Annotated in this window: 16 protein-coding genes and 1 tRNA gene; 9 read left to right on the plus strand and 8 right to left on the minus strand. The window is 70.2% G+C overall.

Annotated elements, in window-relative coordinates:
* Nucleotides 1–203 precede the first annotated feature (203 nt).
* Complete coding sequence (locus tag SPRI_RS17395) at nt 204–878, plus strand: Crp/Fnr family transcriptional regulator (protein ID WP_005314425.1); 675 nt, start codon at nt 204–206, stop codon at nt 876–878.
* 89 nt (nt 879–967) lie between these two features.
* Here the strand turns inward: SPRI_RS17395 and SPRI_RS17400 are convergent, their stop codons facing one another.
* The 5 genes from SPRI_RS17400 to SPRI_RS38035 form a co-directional block, all read right to left on the minus strand.
* The gene (locus SPRI_RS17400; protein ID WP_005314427.1) at nt 968–1852 is read right to left on the minus strand and encodes a prohibitin family protein; all 885 of its coding nucleotides are present in this window, start codon (nt 1850–1852) and stop codon (nt 968–970) included.
* Between the two features lie 199 nt (nt 1853–2051).
* Nucleotides 2052–2888 (minus strand): MBL fold metallo-hydrolase, encoded by an 837-nt coding sequence (locus SPRI_RS17405; protein WP_005314429.1) that lies wholly within the window; start codon nt 2886–2888, stop codon nt 2052–2054.
* Nucleotides 2885–3751, minus strand: coding sequence for an NUDIX hydrolase (locus tag SPRI_RS17410; RefSeq protein ID WP_005314431.1), 867 nt, complete (start codon nt 3749–3751; stop codon nt 2885–2887). The genes SPRI_RS17405 and SPRI_RS17410 overlap by 4 nt, the downstream gene beginning before the upstream one ends.
* Before the next feature lie 208 nt (nt 3752–3959).
* Nucleotides 3960–4430: a RidA family protein gene (locus SPRI_RS17415; RefSeq protein ID WP_005314433.1), complete on the minus strand. Its 471-nt coding sequence runs from the start codon at nt 4428–4430 to the stop codon at nt 3960–3962.
* On the minus strand, nt 4427–4588 hold the full coding sequence (locus SPRI_RS38035) for a DUF4177 domain-containing protein (RefSeq protein WP_005314434.1): 162 nt from the start codon (nt 4586–4588) through the stop codon (nt 4427–4429). Before SPRI_RS38035 ends, SPRI_RS17415 begins: the two co-directional genes overlap by 4 nt.
* A gap of 96 nt (nt 4589–4684) precedes the next feature.
* Here SPRI_RS38035 and SPRI_RS17420 point away from each other — a divergent pair, with 96 nt between their 5' ends.
* Together SPRI_RS17420 and SPRI_RS17425 are read left to right on the plus strand one after the other, a co-directional pair.
* Nucleotides 4685–5647, plus strand: a complete 963-nt coding sequence (locus SPRI_RS17420) for an ArsA family ATPase (protein WP_037774112.1) — start codon at nt 4685–4687, stop codon at nt 5645–5647.
* Complete coding sequence (locus tag SPRI_RS17425; RefSeq protein ID WP_005314437.1) at nt 5644–6945, plus strand: ArsA family ATPase; 1302 nt, start codon at nt 5644–5646, stop codon at nt 6943–6945. Before SPRI_RS17420 ends, SPRI_RS17425 begins: the two co-directional genes overlap by 4 nt.
* A gap of 308 nt (nt 6946–7253) precedes the next feature.
* Here SPRI_RS17425 and SPRI_RS17430 read toward each other — a convergent pair whose 3' ends face one another.
* Entirely contained in the window at nt 7254–7598 is a 345-nt protein-coding gene (locus SPRI_RS17430; protein WP_050791514.1) for a WhiB family transcriptional regulator, read from the minus strand.
* A 408-nt stretch (nt 7599–8006) separates the two neighbouring features.
* Here SPRI_RS17430 and SPRI_RS17435 point away from each other — a divergent pair, with 408 nt between their 5' ends.
* Nucleotides 8007–10238: a transglycosylase domain-containing protein gene (locus SPRI_RS17435; protein ID WP_005314441.1), complete on the plus strand. Its 2232-nt coding sequence runs from the start codon at nt 8007–8009 to the stop codon at nt 10236–10238.
* Between the two features lie 295 nt (nt 10239–10533).
* Here SPRI_RS17435 and SPRI_RS17440 read toward each other — a convergent pair whose 3' ends face one another.
* Nucleotides 10534–10998: a GatB/YqeY domain-containing protein gene (locus SPRI_RS17440; RefSeq protein ID WP_005314444.1), complete on the minus strand. Its 465-nt coding sequence runs from the start codon at nt 10996–10998 to the stop codon at nt 10534–10536.
* A gap of 433 nt (nt 10999–11431) precedes the next feature.
* On the opposite strand from SPRI_RS17440, the gene mptB reads away from it, so the two are divergent.
* The 5 genes from mptB to SPRI_RS17465 all read left to right on the plus strand — a co-directional run bounded on the left by mptB (nt 11432) and on the right by SPRI_RS17465 (nt 16264).
* The gene (gene mptB, locus SPRI_RS17445; RefSeq protein ID WP_005314447.1) at nt 11432–12895 is read left to right on the plus strand and encodes a polyprenol phosphomannose-dependent alpha 1,6 mannosyltransferase MptB; all 1464 of its coding nucleotides are present in this window, start codon (nt 11432–11434) and stop codon (nt 12893–12895) included.
* The gene (locus SPRI_RS17450) at nt 12892–14115 is read left to right on the plus strand and encodes a glycosyltransferase 87 family protein (protein ID WP_078535286.1); all 1224 of its coding nucleotides are present in this window, start codon (nt 12892–12894) and stop codon (nt 14113–14115) included. The genes mptB and SPRI_RS17450 overlap by 4 nt, the downstream gene beginning before the upstream one ends.
* 21 nt (nt 14116–14136) lie before the next feature.
* On the plus strand, nt 14137–15075 hold the full coding sequence (locus SPRI_RS17455) for a metallophosphoesterase (protein WP_005314450.1): 939 nt from the start codon (nt 14137–14139) through the stop codon (nt 15073–15075).
* A gap of 97 nt (nt 15076–15172) precedes the next feature.
* Nucleotides 15173–15246, plus strand: a tRNA-Pro gene (locus SPRI_RS17460).
* Between the two features lie 139 nt (nt 15247–15385).
* Entirely contained in the window at nt 15386–16264 is an 879-nt protein-coding gene (locus tag SPRI_RS17465) for a pentapeptide repeat-containing protein (RefSeq protein WP_234020392.1), read from the plus strand.
* Here the strand turns inward: SPRI_RS17465 and SPRI_RS17470 are convergent, their stop codons facing one another.
* Complete coding sequence (locus SPRI_RS17470; protein WP_005314458.1) at nt 16265–16477, minus strand: DUF4287 domain-containing protein; 213 nt, start codon at nt 16475–16477, stop codon at nt 16265–16267.
* Nucleotides 16478–16699 lie beyond the last annotated feature (222 nt).

Raw genomic sequence — 16699 nt, forward strand, 5'->3', positions numbered from 1 at the left:
CGTAATCCGGCCCCGATCGGGCCCCTGCCGTAGGGAGAGACGCGCCGGTACGTCAAACTTGTTGTGATTGATCGCACGATTGTTTACTACCGGGGTCCGTTCCCCGGTGGCGCCCCACGGGGCACAGTGTCCCCGGGCCGGCACAGCACAGTCCGGCATCATGGGACCAACGTCCCCTGAGCAGGTCGACAAGGAGAGAACTCGTGGACGACGTTCTGCGGCGCGCCCCGCTCTTCGCGGCGCTCGATGACGAGCAGGCCGCGGAGCTCCGCGCCTCGATGAGTGAAGCGACGCTCGCCCGCGGCGACGCGCTCTTCCACGAGGGCGAACCGGGCGACCGCCTCTACGTGGTCACCGAAGGCAAGGTCAAGCTGCACCGCACCTCCCCCGACGGCCGCGAGAACATGCTGGCGGTCCTCGGCCCCGGCGAGCTGATCGGTGAGCTGTCCCTCTTCGACCCCGGGCCGCGCACCGCGACCGCCACCGCCCTCACCGAGGTCAAGCTCCTCGGCCTCGGCCACGGGGACCTCCAGCCCTGGCTGAACGTCCGGCCCGAGGTGGCGACGGCACTGCTGCGCGCGGTCGCCCGCCGGCTCCGCAAGACCAACGACCAGATGTCCGACCTGGTCTTCTCCGACGTGCCGGGCCGTGTCGCCCGTGCGCTCCTCGACCTGTCGCGCCGTTTCGGCGTGCAGTCGGAGGAGGGCATCCACGTCGTCCACGACCTCACTCAGGAAGAGCTGGCCCAGCTGGTCGGCGCCTCCCGCGAGACCGTGAACAAGGCGCTGGCCGACTTCGCGCAGCGCGGCTGGCTGCGCCTGGAGGCCCGTGCGGTGATCCTGCTGGACGTCGAGCGACTGGCCAAGCGCTCCCGCTGATCAACACCGCCGGGCGCGCCCGGCAGGCGTGCGCCGAGCACATGCACGAGGGGCCGCCCGCATCACGCGGGCGGCCCCTCGTGCGCTGTTCACCTCTTGCTGCCGTCCACGATCAGCGGGTTCCCGGTGCCGGTGCCGCACGGCACGGCGTACACGGGGTTCTTCGCCGCCGCCTCCTTGAAGGCCTCGATGCACTGGTTGGCGAGCACCCTGTCGCTGAGCGAGTCGTTGAGGATCTTGTTGGCCTTGGCGATGCCCTCGGCCTCGATCCGGCGGCGCTCGGCCTCCGCCGTGGCGGTCCGCGCCGCCTCCGTCGCCCGCTCGGTGGCCTGCTGCTGCTGGATCTTGCGGTCGATCTGCTCCTGCAGCTGCTCGGACGGCCGCACATTGCGCAGGTTGACGGTGGTGACGGCGATGCCGCGGGGCGCCAGCCGCTCCTTGATCAGGTCGCCGATCTCCGCGTTGATCTTCTCTCGCGCGGAGGTGTAGCCCTCCTCGCTCGTGTGACGGGCGAAGACGTTACGGATGATCTCCCGGCTGTCGGGGAAGACCAGGCGCTGCTGGATGGCGTCCTCACTGCCGGCGAGCCGATAGAGCTCGACCGCCTTCGCCGGAGTGACCGCCCACTTCACGGTGACCTCCACGTACATCACGCCGCCCTGCGAGGAACGCACCTCGACCACGTCCTTGTCGGACAGGTTGAGGTCCACGGGGCGGGTGGAGAAGGTGGTGACGTTGGTGAACGGCGAGGTGATGTTCATACCGGAGTTCATGGGCGAGCCGACCTTGCCGAAGGTGACGGGCACCCCGACCTCGTAGGCGCTGATGATGTGGACACAGCTGGCCATGCCCGCGAAGAGGCCGGCGATGAGCGCCCCCACCGCGCCGAGCTTGAGCCCCTTGTTGTCGCCGCCTCTGGCGACGAGGTACATCACCGCCGCGGCGATGACGAGGATGACGAAGAGTACGAACACGGTTTCCCCCCGGGGAACAGATGCCTGAAGTAGGCGGAGCGTAAAGCATCGCTCGCACCACGACGCCGGGGGGTGGCCGGCCGGTTCCGTCCGCGCCGAGGACCGCTCCCAGGGGCGGTGCGGCCGGTCCGCCGGGCCGCACCGGGCCGGATGTCCGGGGCTGGTACCGCCTGTCCGCCGGGTCGCCCAGGTCGGGCTTTCAGGGCCCGATGAGCCCGTGGTCCCGCAGGTACTCCAGCTGCGCGCGCACGGAGAGCTCCGCGGCGGGCCACAGCGACCTGTCCACGTCCGCGTAGACCTGGGCGACCACCTCGGAAGCCGTGGTCAGGCCGTTCTCGACCGCCGTCTCCACCTGGGCGAGCCGGGTCGCACGGTGTGCGAGGTAGTACTCGACGGCGCCCTGGGCGTCGTCGAGCACCGGGCCATGGCCCGGCAGCACGGTGTGGATGCCGTCGTCGACGGTGAGCGAGCGCAGCCGCCGCAGGGAGTCGAGATAGTCGCCGAGCCGCCCCTCGGGGTGCGCGACGACCGTCGTGCCGCGGCCGAGGATCGTGTCGCCCGTCAGCACGGCCCGGTCGGCCGGCAGGTGGAAGCTGAGGGAGTCCGCGGTGTGCCCGGGTGTGGGGACGACCCTCATCTCCAGGCCGCCCGTGGTGATCACGTCACCGGGGGCGAGCCCTTCGTCGCCGAGGCGCAGCGCCGGGTCGAGGGCCCGGATGTTCGTGCCGGTGAGTTCCGCGAAGCGGGACGCGCCTTCGGCGTGGTCGGGATGGCCGTGGGTGAGCAGGGTGAGGGCGATCCGCTTGCCCGCGCGTTCCGCCGTGGCGATGACGGCCCGCAGGTGGGTGTCGTCGAGCGGTCCGGGATCGATGACGACCGCGAGCTCGGAATCCGGCTCCGAGACGATCCAGGTGTTGGTCCCGTCGAGCGTCATGGCGGACGCGTTCGGCGCGAGAACGTTGACGGCACGGGCGGTGGCGGGCCCGGACAGCACACCGCCGCGGGGCTGCCCCGGCAGAGTGGCCGCGTCGGTCATCGCGGGCCTCCCGTGGAGACGTGCTTGGTGAACTCCTCGTGGCCCGGCCAGCTGAGGACGACCTCACCGCCCTCGAGCCGGGCCTTGGCCAGCACCGGGGTCATGTCCTGGCTCCCGGCCGCGGCCAGTGCCTCGGCGGACGTACGGAACGCCTGGAGCGTCCGCAGCGTCGCGACGGTCGGCGGCATCATCAGCAGCTCGCCCTTGTCGTACCCGTCGAGGGCGTCGGAAGGGCTGATCCAGACCGTGGACTCCGCCTCGGTCGACACGTTGCGGGCGCGCTGGCCCTCGGGAAGGGCCGCCACGAAGAACCAGGTGTCGTAGCGGCGCGGCTCGAACTCCGGCGTGATCCAGCGCGCCCACGCGCCGAGCAGGTCGGACCGCAGCACGAGGCCCCGGCGGTCGATGAAGTCCGCGAAGGACATGCCCCGGTCGACGAGGGCCTGCCGGTCGGCCTCCCAGTCGTCACCCGTCGTGTCCCCGACCACGGTGTCGGGTGTCCGGCCGGCCAGCAGGATGCCCGCCTCCTCGAACGTCTCGCGCACCGCAGCACACACGATGGCCTGCGCGGACGCCGTGTCGTCGACGCCGAGGCGCTCCGCCCAGACGTCCAGGGAGGGGCCGGCCCAGCGCACCGGCCGGTCGTCGCGCGGGTCCACACCGCCGCCCGGGTACGCGTACGCGCCTCCGGCGAAGGCCATGGAGGTGCGTCGGCGCAGCATGTGGACAGCGGTACCGTCCGCGATGTCACGCAGCAGCATCACCGTGGCGGCCCGCTTGGGGACCACGGCAGTGAGCTCGCCGGCGGCGAGTGCACGGATACGGTCGGGCCATTCCGGCGGGTACCACTGACCATTGGACATGGGCGGATGCTATGCGGTTCCGCGCCGATGTTCGAGAGCCTCCTGCCCGCTGCGGGGTCCGCCGGCTTCTGCTCCGCCGAGCCGTCGGCCACGTCTTCTTCGGCGCGATGCGGCCGGCGCCGTTGCCCCCTGAACGGCCACGGCCCCGCGTCCGCCGGGATCCGGGGGCGCGGGGCTGTACATGTACTCACCGGGGGTTCGGCCGGGCTCAGCCCTGGACGAGCTCCACCTGGATCTCGACCTCGACGGGGGCGTCCAGCGGAAGCACCGCGACACCCACCGCGCTGCGGGCGTGCACGCCCTTGTCGCCGAGCACCTCGCCCAGCAGTTCGCTCGCTCCGTTGAGAACTGCCGGCTGCCCTGTGAAGTCGGAGGCCGAGGCGACGAAGCCGACGACCTTCACGACCCGCGCGATCCGGTCCAGGTCACCGATGACCGACTTCACGGCGGCCAGGGCGTTCAGCGCACAGGTGCGCGCCAGTTCCTTGGCCTCCTCCGGGGTCACCTCCGCGCCCACCTTGCCGGTGACCGCGAGCTTGCCCTCCACCATCGGGAGCTGGCCCGCGGTGTAGACGTACGGCCCGGAGACGACGGCGGGCTGGTAGGCGGCGAGCGGCGGCACGACCTCGGGGAGCGTCAGCCCCAGTTCGGCGAGCCTGGCGTCGACGACGCCGCTCACGAGGACTTCTCCCGCTTCAGATAGGCCACGAGCTGCTCGGGGTTGTTCGGCCCGGGCACGACCTGGACCAGCTCCCAGCCGTCCTCGCCCCAGGTGTCCAGAATCTGCTTCGTCGCGTGCACGAGGAGCGGCACGGTCGCGTATTCCCACTTGGTCATGGAGCCGACTGTAGCCGCACCCTTGGCCCGGTCCGTGACGCAGCCCGCAGGCAGCCTCGTGCGTAGCGCGGGGTCCGACTGGTTAGGCTCGAATACGTGAGCAGGCTCCAGGTCGTCAGCGGCAAGGGCGGTACCGGTAAGACCACGGTGGCCGCTGCCCTCGCGCTCGCCCTCGCGACAGAGGGAAAGCGGACTCTTCTCGTCGAGGTCGAAGGCAGGCAGGGCATCGCCCAGCTGTTCGAGACGGAGGCCCTTCCTTACGAGGAGCGCAAGATCGCCGTCGCCTCGGGCGGCGGTGAGGTGTTCGCGCTGGCCATCGACGCCGAGCGCGCCCTCCTCGACTACCTCCAGATGTTCTACAAACTCGGCAGCGCGGGACGCGCCCTGAAGAAGATCGGCGCGATCGACTTCGCGACGACCATCGCCCCCGGGGTCCGCGACGTGCTCCTGACCGGCAAGGCCTGCGAAGCGGTGCGCCGCCGGGACAAACAAGGGCGGTACGTCTATGACTACGTGGTCATGGACGCGCCGCCCACCGGCCGCATCACCCGCTTCCTGAACGTCAACGACGAGGTGGCGGGCCTGGCCCGGATCGGCCCGATACACAATCAGGCGCAGGCGGTGATGCGGGTCCTCAAGTCACCGGAGACGGCCGTCCACCTGGTCACCCTCCTGGAGGAGATGCCGGTCCAGGAGACGGCCGACGGTGTCGCCGAGCTCCGCGCCGCCGACCTTCCGGTGGGCAACGCCATCGTGAACATGGTCCGTCCCCACCTCCTCGACGAGGACGCGGTGCACGACGCGGCGAACGGCAGGCGCGCCGCCGTCACCAAGGCGCTCACGGCCGCCGGCGTCACCGGTGCCGCGGGGCTCGTCGGCCCGCTGCTGGAACAGGCGGCGGAACACGCGCAGCGGGTGGAGCTCGAGCGGGAGCAGCGCAAGGCGCTCAACACCCTGGAGCTGGGCGCGTACGAACTCCCCATGCTGAGCGAGGGAGTCGACCTGGCAGGGCTCTACCAACTGGCGAAAGAACTGCGCAAGCAAGGGGCTGGCTCATGACCCTGGACGCATCGGCCCGGCTGGAGGTCGACCAGCTCATCGACGACCCGGCCACCCGGATCATCGTGTGCTGCGGCGCCGGCGGCGTCGGGAAGACGACGACGGCCGCGGCGCTGGGCGTACGGGCGGCGGAGCGGGGCCGCAAGGTGGTCGTCCTCACCATCGACCCGGCCCGGCGGCTGGCGCAGTCCATGGGCATCGACTCGCTCGACAACACTCCGCGCCGGGTCGAAGGCATCGAGGGCGGCGGGGAGCTGCACGCCATGATGCTCGACATGAAGCGGACCTTCGACGAGATCGTCGAGGCGCACGCGGACGCGGACCGGGCCCGCGCCATCCTGGAGAACCCCTTCTACCAGTCCCTGTCCGCCGGTTTCGCCGGCACACAGGAGTACATGGCCATGGAGAAGCTGGGTCAGCTGCGGGCACGCGACGAGTGGGATCTGATCATCGTGGACACCCCGCCGTCACGCTCGGCACTGGATTTCCTCGACGCTCCCAAGCGCCTGGGGTCCTTCCTCGACGGCAGGTTCATCAAGCTGCTGATGGCCCCGGCGAAGATGGGCGGCCGGGCGGGGATGAAGTTCCTCAACGTCGGCATGTCGATGATGACGGGCACCCTGGGGAAGCTGCTGGGCGGCCAACTGCTGCGTGACGTGCAGACGTTCGTGGCGGCGATGGACACGATGTTCGGCGGGTTCCGCACCCGGGCGGACGCGACGTACCGACTGCTCCAGGCCCCGGGGACGGCGTTCATGGTGGTCGCGGCCCCCGAGCGGGACGCGCTGCGGGAGGCGGCGTACTTCGTGGAGCGGCTGGCGGCGGAGGACATGCCGCTCGCCGGCCTGGTCCTCAACCGGGTGCACGTCAGCGGCGCCGCGCGGCTGTCGGCGGAGCGGGCGCTCGCCGCGGCGGAAAATCTTGACGAGGGCGGCATTGTGGATCAGGGGCACGGGAAGACTGGTGTTCGTGACGCCGCGGCCGTCTCTCCCGAATCGCCGTCCGCGGGCCACTCCCCCGAAGTCCAGCCGCAAGTCGCCGAAGAATCCGCAGAGTCGAAGAGTCCCGAGAGGCAGACCACGCAGGAGATGACTGCCGGTCTGCTGCGTCTGCATGCCGAGCGGATGCAGGTGCTCGCGCGCGAACAGCGCACGCGTGATCGCTTCGCCGCACTTCACCCGGAGGTGCCGGTGGCCGAGGTCCCCGCCCTCCCGGGCGACGTGCACGATCTCGCGGGCCTGCGCGCCATCGGCGACCGTCTCGCCGTGGGCGGTAGCGCTTCCGCCGGAGCCGCGTAGGCGCACAAGGGCGCACGGACCGTGCACCGGCTCGCGGGTGCGTCGACGCCGCGGTACGGGCACAGGCACGGGATCGGCTTCAGGCACCCGGTTCACCGTGTGCCGGTGTGTACGTACGCACGACGGCACGGCCCTGCGTTCCCGTACCGGTCGCTTCGGGTACGTCACACCCGTACACGAGGCACCGAGCAAGGCGCACGCCCGCAAGGCATGCCTCAGCCGCCCGTGGCGGACACCACGAGGGCCGCTCACGGCCCTGTCGCCAGGCGGAAGGCCGGCCGTAGCCGACCGGGCGCCGCAGCCGGCAGCTAGCCGACCGCCGCGTACGCCTCGTAGGTCTCGTCGTCGTCGAGGGCGACGGGCAGAATCCCGGCGCTGCGCTCGTATTCCGTGCGTGCGGTCTCGAGCAGTCTGCGCCAGGACGTGACCGTGGGGCGTCTGCGCAGCAATGCGCGTCGCTCCCGCTCCGTCATTCCGCCCCAGACGCCGAACTCGACGCGATTGTCGAGCGCGTCGGCCAGGCACTCGGTCCGCACCGGACATCCGGTGCACACCGCCTTGGCCCTGTTCTGCGCTGCCCCTTGTACGAACAGTTCATCCGGATCAGTAGTGCGGCAGGCTGCCTGCGCACTCCAGTCGGTTACCCAGCCCATGCCGGCGCCGTCCTCTCCCGAATCGAGGCTCCCCCACGGCGGCAGCGGCATATTCACCGCTGCCAGTTGAGGACGTTACGGAAGGTGGGCACAGCGCAACACCCCCTTGGGGCCCAATCTTGAATGGCCCGAACGGACTATGCGTACGCGGCAGATCACCCAGGGGAGTGACCTGAGGGCATACCGAACAAAGCCGACATAGCGGGGCAGTTCAGTTGGGTCACAAGGGGCACCGTGCAACACATGCGCCGGATACGGACATGACTGACGGACACAACTCCGCCGGATTCGGGTACAGCGGAAATCGTGTCAAGTGCTTGATGCAGAACCGCACTGCTGTGACAGTTGTGAGCAGCTTAGGCCAATGCCTTTACGCCTGTCCGGCGAATGAGAACGTAGGCTGGGCTCATGCCAAAGAAGCGCTCGGGCGGTGGTCTGACCGGGACCCAGCAGGCCGCCAAGTTCCTCGGTGTCAGCGTGCTCGCCGGAGCGGTGCTGGCGGGCATCGCCCTGCCCGCCGCCGGAGCACTGGGACTCGCGGCCAAGGGAACGGTCGAGGGGTTCGACACCATCCCGGCCAACCTCAAGACCCCACCGCTGAGTCAGCGCACCACGATCCTCGACTCCGAGGGCGGTCAGATCGCCACGGTCTACTCCCGTGACCGCACGGTCGTGCCGATCAAGGACATCTCCCCGTACATGCAGAAGGCGATCGTCGCGATCGAGGACGCCCGCTTCTACGAGCACGGCGCGATCGACCTCAAGGGCGTGCTGCGCGCACTGAACAAGAACGCGCAGTCGGGCGGCGTCTCGGAAGGCGCCTCGACCCTCACCCAGCAGTATGTGAAGAACGTCTTCGTGGAGGAGGCCGGCGACGACCCCGACAAGGTCGCCCAGGCCACCCAGCAGACCCTCGGCCGGAAGATCCGCGAGCTGAAGTACGCGATCCAGGTCGAAGAGGAACTGGGCAAGAAGAAGATCCTCGAGAACTACCTCAACATCACGTTCTTCGGTCAGCAGGCGTACGGCGTCGAGGCCGCGTCCCAGCGCTACTTCTCCAAGAAGGCGAAGGACCTGAAGCTGGAGGAGGCCGCGCTCCTCGCCGGCATCGTCCAGTCGCCCAGCCGCTTCGACCCGGTCAACGACTCGGAAGAGGCGACCAACCGCCGCAACATCGTGCTCCAGCGCATGGCCGACGTCCGGGACATCTCCCAGGCCGAAGCGGACAAGGCGAAGGCGAGCCCGATCGAGCTGAAGGTCAGCAAGCCCAAGAACGGCTGCATCACCGCCGTCGACGGCGCCGGCTTCTTCTGCGACTACGTGCGCCAGGTGTTCCTGACCGACCCGGTCTTCGGCAAGACCCGGGAGGACCGGCTCAAGATCTGGAACCAGGGCGGCCTGACGATCAGGACCACGCTGGACCCGAAGGCGCAGGAATCGGCGCAGAACTCGCTGAAGGACCACATCTACCAGACGGACAAGGTCGCCGCCGCGGTGACGCTCGTCCAGCCCGGTACGGGCAAGATCGTCGCCATGGGCCAGTCCAAGCCGTACGGCTTCGGCAAGAACGAGACCCAGATCAACTACTCGGTCAACCACGACATGGGCGGCTCGAACTTCGGCTTCCCGGTCGGCTCGACCTTCAAGCCGTTCCTGGCCGCCGCGGCCCTCGAGCAGGGCAAGCCGCCGACCCAGGTCTACCCGTCGCCGTACAAGATGCCGTACCCGCAGTCGGTGTCGACGTGCAGCGGCAAGCCGTGGGTCAACACCGGCAACACCATGCTCGAGAACGAGAACGAGTCCGAGGTCGGGCCGTACCCGCTCAAGGAAGCGATGGCGCTGTCGGTCAACACCTACTTCGTGCAGATGATCGGCGAGATCGGCATGTGCCCGATCATGGAGATGACCGGCAAGCTGGGTGTGGTGCAGGGCAACAACACCAAGCTGCCGGAAGTGCCCTCGGCGCTCACCCTCGGGTCCACCGGTATCTCGCCGCTCGTGATGGCCAACGCCTACGCGACCTTCGCCAACCGCGGGACCTACTGCACGCCGACGGCCATCGAGTCGATCAAGACTGCCGACGGCAAGAGCCTGAAGGTCCCGCAGACCGAGTGCAGCAAGGCGATGTCCGAGCGGACCGCCGACACGATCAACACCCTGCTGCGCGGCGTGGTCGACTCCGGTACCGGTCAGCAGGCCGGCCTCCAGAGCCGCGACAACGCGGGCAAGACCGGTACGACCGACTTCCGGAAGAACGCCTGGTTCGTGGGCTACACCCCGAACATGTCGGGTGCCGTCTGGGTCGGCAGTGCCAGCCAGCAGGTGAAGATGGAGTACATCACCATCGGCGGCCGGTACCACGAGAAGGTCTTCGGTGGCGCGGTCCCGGGTCCGATCTGGAAGGACGCGATGACGGGGGCGCTGGACGGCGAGCCCGCTCCGCCCTTCGTCCGCGTGGACATCCCGGACGTCCCGAAGGACAAAGACAAGGACAAGGACAAGGGCCGGGACAAGCCGGACGACGGCAAGCCCGGTGACGAGGAGCCGTGGCCCGGCATCTCCATCCCGCCGGACCTGATCGGCGGCGGCAACAACCGCGGCCAGGGCAACGGCGGCGGTGGCGGGGGCAACTGGCCGTAGGCGCCCGCGTGAAGTGAGAAGAAGGGGGACCCGGTCACCGGGTCCCCCTTCTTCATGCGTTCACGGCGAGCGATCTACCGCCGTCGCGGCGGGCGGTACGTCTGCCGTTTCACGGCCGGCGCTCTGCCGCCGTCGCGGCGGGCGGTACGTCTGCCGTTTCACGGCCGGCGCTCTGCCGTCTTGGCCGCCACCTCGTGCTGCCACGGCCTGGCGCCTCGAACTGTCACGGCCGACGCGCTCGTGCTGTCGACGGCTGGTGCCTCTGCCGTCTCGGCGTGCGCCGCGGTCCAGGCTTTCAGCCGGCGAGCAGGCGCTTCACGGTGGCGGCGACCCGCCCGCCCTCGGCGCGGCCCGCCACCTTCGGGTTCACGATCTTCATGACGGCGCCCATGGCGCGCGGCCCCTCGGCTCCCGTGGACCGGGCCTCCTCGACGGCCTGTGCCACGATCTGGTTCAGCTCGTCGTCCGTCAGCTGCTGCGGAAGGTAGGCGTCGAGGATCACGCCCTCCGCCTTCTCGCGCTCGGCCTGCTCGGCCCGACCGCCCTGGGCGAAGGCATCGGCGGCCTCGCGGCGCTTCTTCGCCTCCTTGGCGATCACCTTCTGCACCTCGTCGTCGGAGAGTTCACGGGCGGTCTTGCCCGAGACCTCCTCCTTGGTGATCGCGGAGAGGGTCAGCCGAAGCGTGGAGGAGCGCAGTTCGTCGCGCGCCCTGATCGCCGCGGTGAGGTCTTCCTGCAGCTTGGACTTGAGCGTGGTCATGCGGCCAAGTGTGTCAGGTGCGCGACGGAACTCGCCCGCGCATTTCGCGGCGGCGCTCCGGGCGCGTCGCGAGGGCGGGGCATCGAGCACGTCGAGATCGGGACGCCCGGCGCGTCGAGATCGGGTCGGATTGCGGCCGCGCGAGACCAGGATGGAGGCAGGCGTCGGTCGGCCGGGGCGGAAGCCGGACACCGGTACCGGGACAGCGACCGCGGCCAGGAGCGGGGCCCTCGGCAGCGGGGGGTGCCAGGGGCGGGGGGTGCCCGGGGCGGGCCGTCGCCGCACGCGGGCCGGGTGGACAGGGCCTCGTCGACAGTTGTCGCGCACGCGGCTCCGGTAAAGGCGCGTCTCGTCAGGCGGCGGACACGCGACCGCCCCCCACAGGCGACCGTCGCGTCGCCTGCGGGGCACCGGCCGTTGACAGCCTTCGCAGGTGCCGTCCCTCCGTCTCGTCGTCGACCGGGTCCCAGGCCGCGCCGTCGACTTCCGCCTCTGCCGGCTGCTCGGGCTGACCGGCTCGACGGCCCTCGCGGCGGGCGGCGTCACTTCCGGCGCTCTGCCGGTACGGGAGATGCCCGCCCCGGACTCCGGACCGGCCGCGCTCGGGCTCGTCTGCGCGTATTTCGGGCTGGTCGTCCTGATAGCGGCCTGGGCGCTCGTCGGAGCGGCGGTCCGTGGGCCCCGGCCACCCGGCCGCCGTGATCTGCTGCTCACGCTGGCGCTCTGGGCGGCGCCGCTGCTGGTGGCTCCGCCGCTGTTCAGCCGCGACGTGTACAGCTACCTCGCGCAGGGCGCGATGGTCGACGCACAGCTCGATGTCCACACCCTCGGACCGTCCCACCTCGGCGGTCCGCTCCCGGCGGAGGTCGCGCCCCTGTGGCGGGACACGCCGGCCCCGTACGGCCCCGTCTTCCTCGCCCTTGCCGCGGTTGCGCACTCCCTCGGCGCGGCTGCGTTCCCCGCCGACCAGGTGTCCACCGGGGTGCTCGGGATGCGACTCGTCGCGCTCCTCGGTGTGGCGGCCATGGCGCTGTGCCTGCCCCGGTTGGCCCGGCACTGCGGAACGGACCCGTCCGTGGCCCTCTGGCTCGGCGTCCTCAACCCGTTGGTACTGCTTCATCTGGTCGGCGGCGCGCACAACGACGCGATCATGCTGGGCCTGCTGGGCGTCGGCCTGGTCGCGGCGCTCGGCCGCAGGCCGGTGGCCGCGGTCGTACTGATCACCCTTGCGGCCCTGGTGAAGGCTCCGGCGGCGCTGGGTCTCGTCGCCGTGGTGGTGCTGTGGGCCCGCCAGGCCGCGTGGGCGCGGGCCCCGCGGCTGTCGGCCACCGCTGCCGTCGTCTGCGTCTGCGCTGCGACCACGGCGGTGACCACCGCGGTCGCGGGTACGGGATACGGGTGGCTCGCGACGCTCGACACTCCTGTCTCCCCAGGCAACTGGTCCCTCACCTCTACCCTCGGCCGGATGACCACCGCCCTCCTCGACCGGACCGGAGACGGGCACGGGGATCTCGCCCGCTTCGCGGGCCCGGTGTGGCATCTGCTGGGCCTCGCCGCCACCGCCGTCGCCGTACTGCTCGTCTGGCGCCGCCACCATCTGCTGCGTCCCGTCCACGCACTCGGGCTCAGCCTGACGGCGGTTGCCGTGCTCGGTCCCGCGATCCGCCCCTGGTACCTGCTGTGGGGACTGTTCCTGATCGCGGCCGCCGGGCCGGGCAGACGGCTGCGCCGGGCGGCCACCGCGGTCAGTGCGGTCCTCGCCCTCGTAGTTCTGCCGAGCGGTTTCGCGCCGGACGCCGCCCAGTTGGGGCTGGCCGTCGGCGGCGGTCTGCTCGCGGTGACAGCTCTGTGGGGCGCGGATCACGTCGCCCGCCGACCGATTGGGAGTACTGCATGACACAGCTGGGTACGACGGAGACCACGTGGCGGTGGCCGACGACCACCCGCGGACGGCTCGTCCTGGTCGTCTCGCTGGCCTCCACCGTCCTGCTGTTCCTCACGACGGTGCCGCTGCACCGTGGTTGGTTCGACCTGGGTGTGTACTACGGGGCCGTGAACCACTGGGCCGGCGGCGGCGCTCTCTACGAGTACCAGGTGCCGGGCAGCCAATACGGCTTCACCTACCCGCCGTTCGCCGCCGTGGCCATGCTGCCCATGGTGCTGATCCACTGGAACAGCGCCATCGCCCTCACCCTGATGCTCAACGCCACCGCGGCCGTCGTGATCCTGCGCCTGACCGCAGGGCCGGTCGTCAGGAACCGGGGCTGGACACCCTGGTACGCCCTGGCGCTCATCGGCTGCGCCTTCGCCCTCCTCGAACCGGTCCGCGACACCGTCAGCTTCGGTCAGGTCAACCTGCTTCTGCTGGCGCTCGTCCTCGTCGACCTCGCATTGCCGGCCGACGGCCGGGCCTCCCGTTACGCCGGCATCGGCATCGGTCTCGCCGCGGCGATCAAGCTCACCCCCGCAGTGTTCATCGGCCACCTGCTGCTCACCGGCCGCCACCGCGCCGCCGCGACAGCCACCGCCGTCGCGCTGGGCGCCACCGGACTGGCGGCATGGATCGCGCCGGACACCTCCCGTGTCTACTGGACCCAGGCGCTGTGGGACACCGACCGGGTCGGCTCGCTCGCGTACGTCTCCAACCAGTCCTGGCAGGGACTGCTCGCCCGGCTCGTCGAGCCGTACGAGCCGAGCCGCGGCATCTGGGCGGCCGGGGTCCTCGTGCTGCTCACCGTGTGGTTCGTACGGGTCCGTCGGGCGGCCGGCGCCGGGGACCACGCCGCCGCGGTCGCGCTGACCGGAATTCTCGCCTGCCTGATCAGCCCGGTCACCTGGGTGCACCACCTGGTCTGGCTGGTGCCCGCCCTCGCGGTCCTCGCAGGCGCGGCCCTGGACGCCCCGGCAGGACCGGACCGGCGCAGGCTGCTGACCTGGGCCGTCGCGCTGCCGGTCGTCCTGTCGAGCAGCGTCGTGTGGCTGTGGAGCAAGGACTCGTCCGGGATCGACGGCTTCCTCGGCGGCAACACGTACGTATGGATCGCGCTGGGTCTGCTGATCGCGCTGCCGGTCCGCAGCGCGTCCAGGTCGCACGTCCCGCCGCTGCCCCGCCCCTGACGGGTCTGCGACGATGGACCCATGCGCGCACGTTACGGGCTCCCTCTGAAGATCACCGCAGGAATCACGGCGGCCGGAGCCGCCGGACTCGTCTACGCCGCGGGCATCGAAGCCCGTTCGTACCGGCTGCGACGGGTGACGGTACCGGTGCTGCCCCGCGGGATGCGGCCGTTGCGCGTGCTCCAGGTCTCCGACATCCACATGGTGAGCGGCCAGCGCAAGAAGCGGGCGTGGCTCCAGTCCCTTGCCGGGCTGCGCCCCGACTTCGTCGTCAACACCGGCGACAACCTCTCCGACCCGGAGGGCGTGCCGGAGGTCCTGGACGCGCTGGGCCCGCTCATGGAGATCCCGGGCGTCTACGTCTTCGGCTCCAACGACTACTACGGCCCGAGGCTCCGCAACCCGGCCCGCTACCTCCTCGAGAAGACGCAGGGCCGGCACGGTCTCAACGGCAACGCCCCGGTCGTCGGCGCCGTCCACAACCCGTGGGAGGGAATGCGGGACGCGTTCGACGCGGCGGGATGGGTGGACCTGACGAACACGCGCGGCCGGCTGAAGCTCGACGGCTACGAGATCGCCTTCACCGGCCTCGACGACCCGCACATCAAGAGGGACCGCTACGACAAGGTCCTCGGCGGTCCGGAGAAGGACGCCGACGTCTCACTGGCCGTCGTCCACGCCCCTTACCTGCGGGCTCTCGACGCCTTCACTGCCGACGGCTACCCCCTGATCCTGGCGGGCCACACCCACGGCGGCCAGCTGTGCATCCCCTTCTACGGCGCCCTGGTCACCAACTGCGACCTGGACACCGACCGGGTCAAGGGCCTGTCCAGGCACCGGGCGGAGGGGAACGTCTCCTACCTCCACGTCTCTGCGGGCTGCGGCACGAGCCGCTACACCCCGGTCCGCTTCGCCTGCCCGCCGGAAGCGACCCTGCTGACGCTGACCCCACGCGACTGATCCCCGCGCCGCGCCGCCCGGGGCCCGCCGAAACCGGATTTCGCCTCCGGCCGCGGGTGGGCTAAAGTAATCGATGTCGCCGGGACACCGGCGACATCGGGGTGTAGCGCAGCTTGGCAGCGCGCTTCGTTCGGGACGAAGAGGTCGTGGGTTCAAATCCCGCCACCCCGACAGCTGAAACACCAGGTCAGGGCCGGTTTCCTTCAAAGGGAACCGGCCCTGATTTGTAGTGCGCGACCAACTGCGCGACCAGGCCGCAGAACGGCGCTGCATCGCATCGGGCTGTTGGCGGGTGGACATGATTCGCCGCATGAAACGAATCCTCCAGATAGCCGCCCTCGTCGCCGTCGTGGCCGGGTACACCTTCCTGCTGTGGCGTGGTCCGTGGTTGATCGACGGGAGTCACTTACGCACTCGTGAACTCCGACCCGCTGACGGTGTCGTCATCACCGGCTTCCGGACCACTCTGGTCGCGGTCGGGGCCGGCGTCATAGCCTGCCTGGGCCTTTACTACACCCACCACTCGCTTCAGCAGACGCGTGCACGCGACCAGCAGCAGGCCGAGCTCACCCGCGAAGGCCAGGTAACGGATCGGTACGTTGAGGCGATCAAGCTGCTCAGCGATGACCATCCGACCCAGCGACTCGGCGGCATTTACAGCCTTGAACGAATCATGCGGGACTCGGAGAAGGACCACGCCACCGTTGTCACGGTTCTCGCCGCGTTCGTCCGACAGCACGCCCGCCTGAGCGAGGTCGGATCCGGCCCCTCGCAACTGGCGGAAGAGATCCAGGCTGCCCTGACCGTGCTCGGCAGACGCCCTGAGCGGAGCGAGGCAGCCCGGCTGGACCTCCGCCGCACAAATCTGCGCGGTGCCGACCTCTCTCACGCCCGCCTGGAACGTGCTCGCCTGGCAGGGTGCGACCTCAGCCAAGCAGACCTGAGGGAGATCAATTTGGACAACGCTTGGCTCCCACGAGCCAACCTCACCGGCTCTACTCTGACGAAGGCAACTCTCAGCGGAGCCAACCTGCGGGGGGCCAACCTCACCGGCGCCGAGCTCTCCGGTGTCCGGCTTCGAGGCACGGACCTACGCGGTGCCGATCTCAGCGCCGCCCGGGGTCACAGCGTGGAGCAGATCGGAGCGGCTCTCACTGACGACACGACTCGGTTGCCCCGGTCGGCATGATCACTTGCCGCTGTCCTCCGCAAGGGTGTGCGCGACGAGGGCGTTGGCGTGGCCGTGGCCGAGGCCGTGTTCGGTCTTCAGCCAGGTGACGAGCTCCATGTGCTTGGTCAGCGGGGAGGACCGGATGAGGTCCTTCCACTCGGCGATCGGGCGGCCGTACTTCTTCTCGATGGAGGGGAAGTAGCTGGCCGGACCGTTCACTGCGTTGGTCATGAGTGCCCCCGTTTCGTCGGATTGGATCTTGCTGCTGCCGATGATGCCCGCTGGAGCATCAGTACGTCGGCGGTTCGCCCCGTGCCGGCCGGGGCCGTCACTGAGGTCAGTCACAGCAGAGGCCGATGCCCGGGCCGGCGCGAGGCGGCCACGCAGCCGCCGGTCTTCCTTGGGTCGGTGTTGTCGCTCGTATGACCGGCGGCATACGGCGGAGTCATCGCT

Origin of the sequence: Streptomyces pristinaespiralis, from assembly GCF_001278075.1 — a bacterium.
GTDB classification, from domain to species: domain Bacteria; phylum Actinomycetota; class Actinomycetes; order Streptomycetales; family Streptomycetaceae; genus Streptomyces; species Streptomyces pristinaespiralis.

Bases quoted from the DNA above. Each gene is read 5' to 3' on its own strand.
- SPRI_RS38035 (WP_005314434.1), bottom strand. From the start codon at position 4,588: ATGACCAAGTGGGAATACGCGACCGTGCCGCTCCTCGTGCACGCGACG.
- SPRI_RS17430 (WP_050791514.1), bottom strand. From the start codon at position 7,598: ATGGGCTGGGTAACCGACTGGAGTGCGCAGGCAGCCTGCCGCACTACT.
- SPRI_RS17410 (WP_005314431.1), bottom strand. From the start codon at position 3,751: ATGTCCAATGGTCAGTGGTACCCGCCGGAATGGCCCGACCGTATCCGT.
- SPRI_RS17470 (WP_005314458.1), bottom strand. From the start codon at position 16,477: ATGACCAACGCAGTGAACGGTCCGGCCAGCTACTTCCCCTCCATCGAG.
- SPRI_RS17435 (WP_005314441.1), top strand. From the start codon at position 8,007: ATGCCAAAGAAGCGCTCGGGCGGTGGTCTGACCGGGACCCAGCAGGCC.
- SPRI_RS17405 (WP_005314429.1), bottom strand. From the start codon at position 2,888: ATGACCGACGCGGCCACTCTGCCGGGGCAGCCCCGCGGCGGTGTGCTG.
- SPRI_RS17440 (WP_005314444.1), bottom strand. From the start codon at position 10,998: ATGACCACGCTCAAGTCCAAGCTGCAGGAAGACCTCACCGCGGCGATC.
- SPRI_RS17465 (WP_234020392.1), top strand. From the start codon at position 15,386: ATGAAACGAATCCTCCAGATAGCCGCCCTCGTCGCCGTCGTGGCCGGG.
- SPRI_RS17455 (WP_005314450.1), top strand. From the start codon at position 14,137: ATGCGCGCACGTTACGGGCTCCCTCTGAAGATCACCGCAGGAATCACG.
- SPRI_RS17425 (WP_005314437.1), top strand. From the start codon at position 5,644: ATGACCCTGGACGCATCGGCCCGGCTGGAGGTCGACCAGCTCATCGAC.
- SPRI_RS17450 (WP_078535286.1), top strand. From the start codon at position 12,892: ATGACACAGCTGGGTACGACGGAGACCACGTGGCGGTGGCCGACGACC.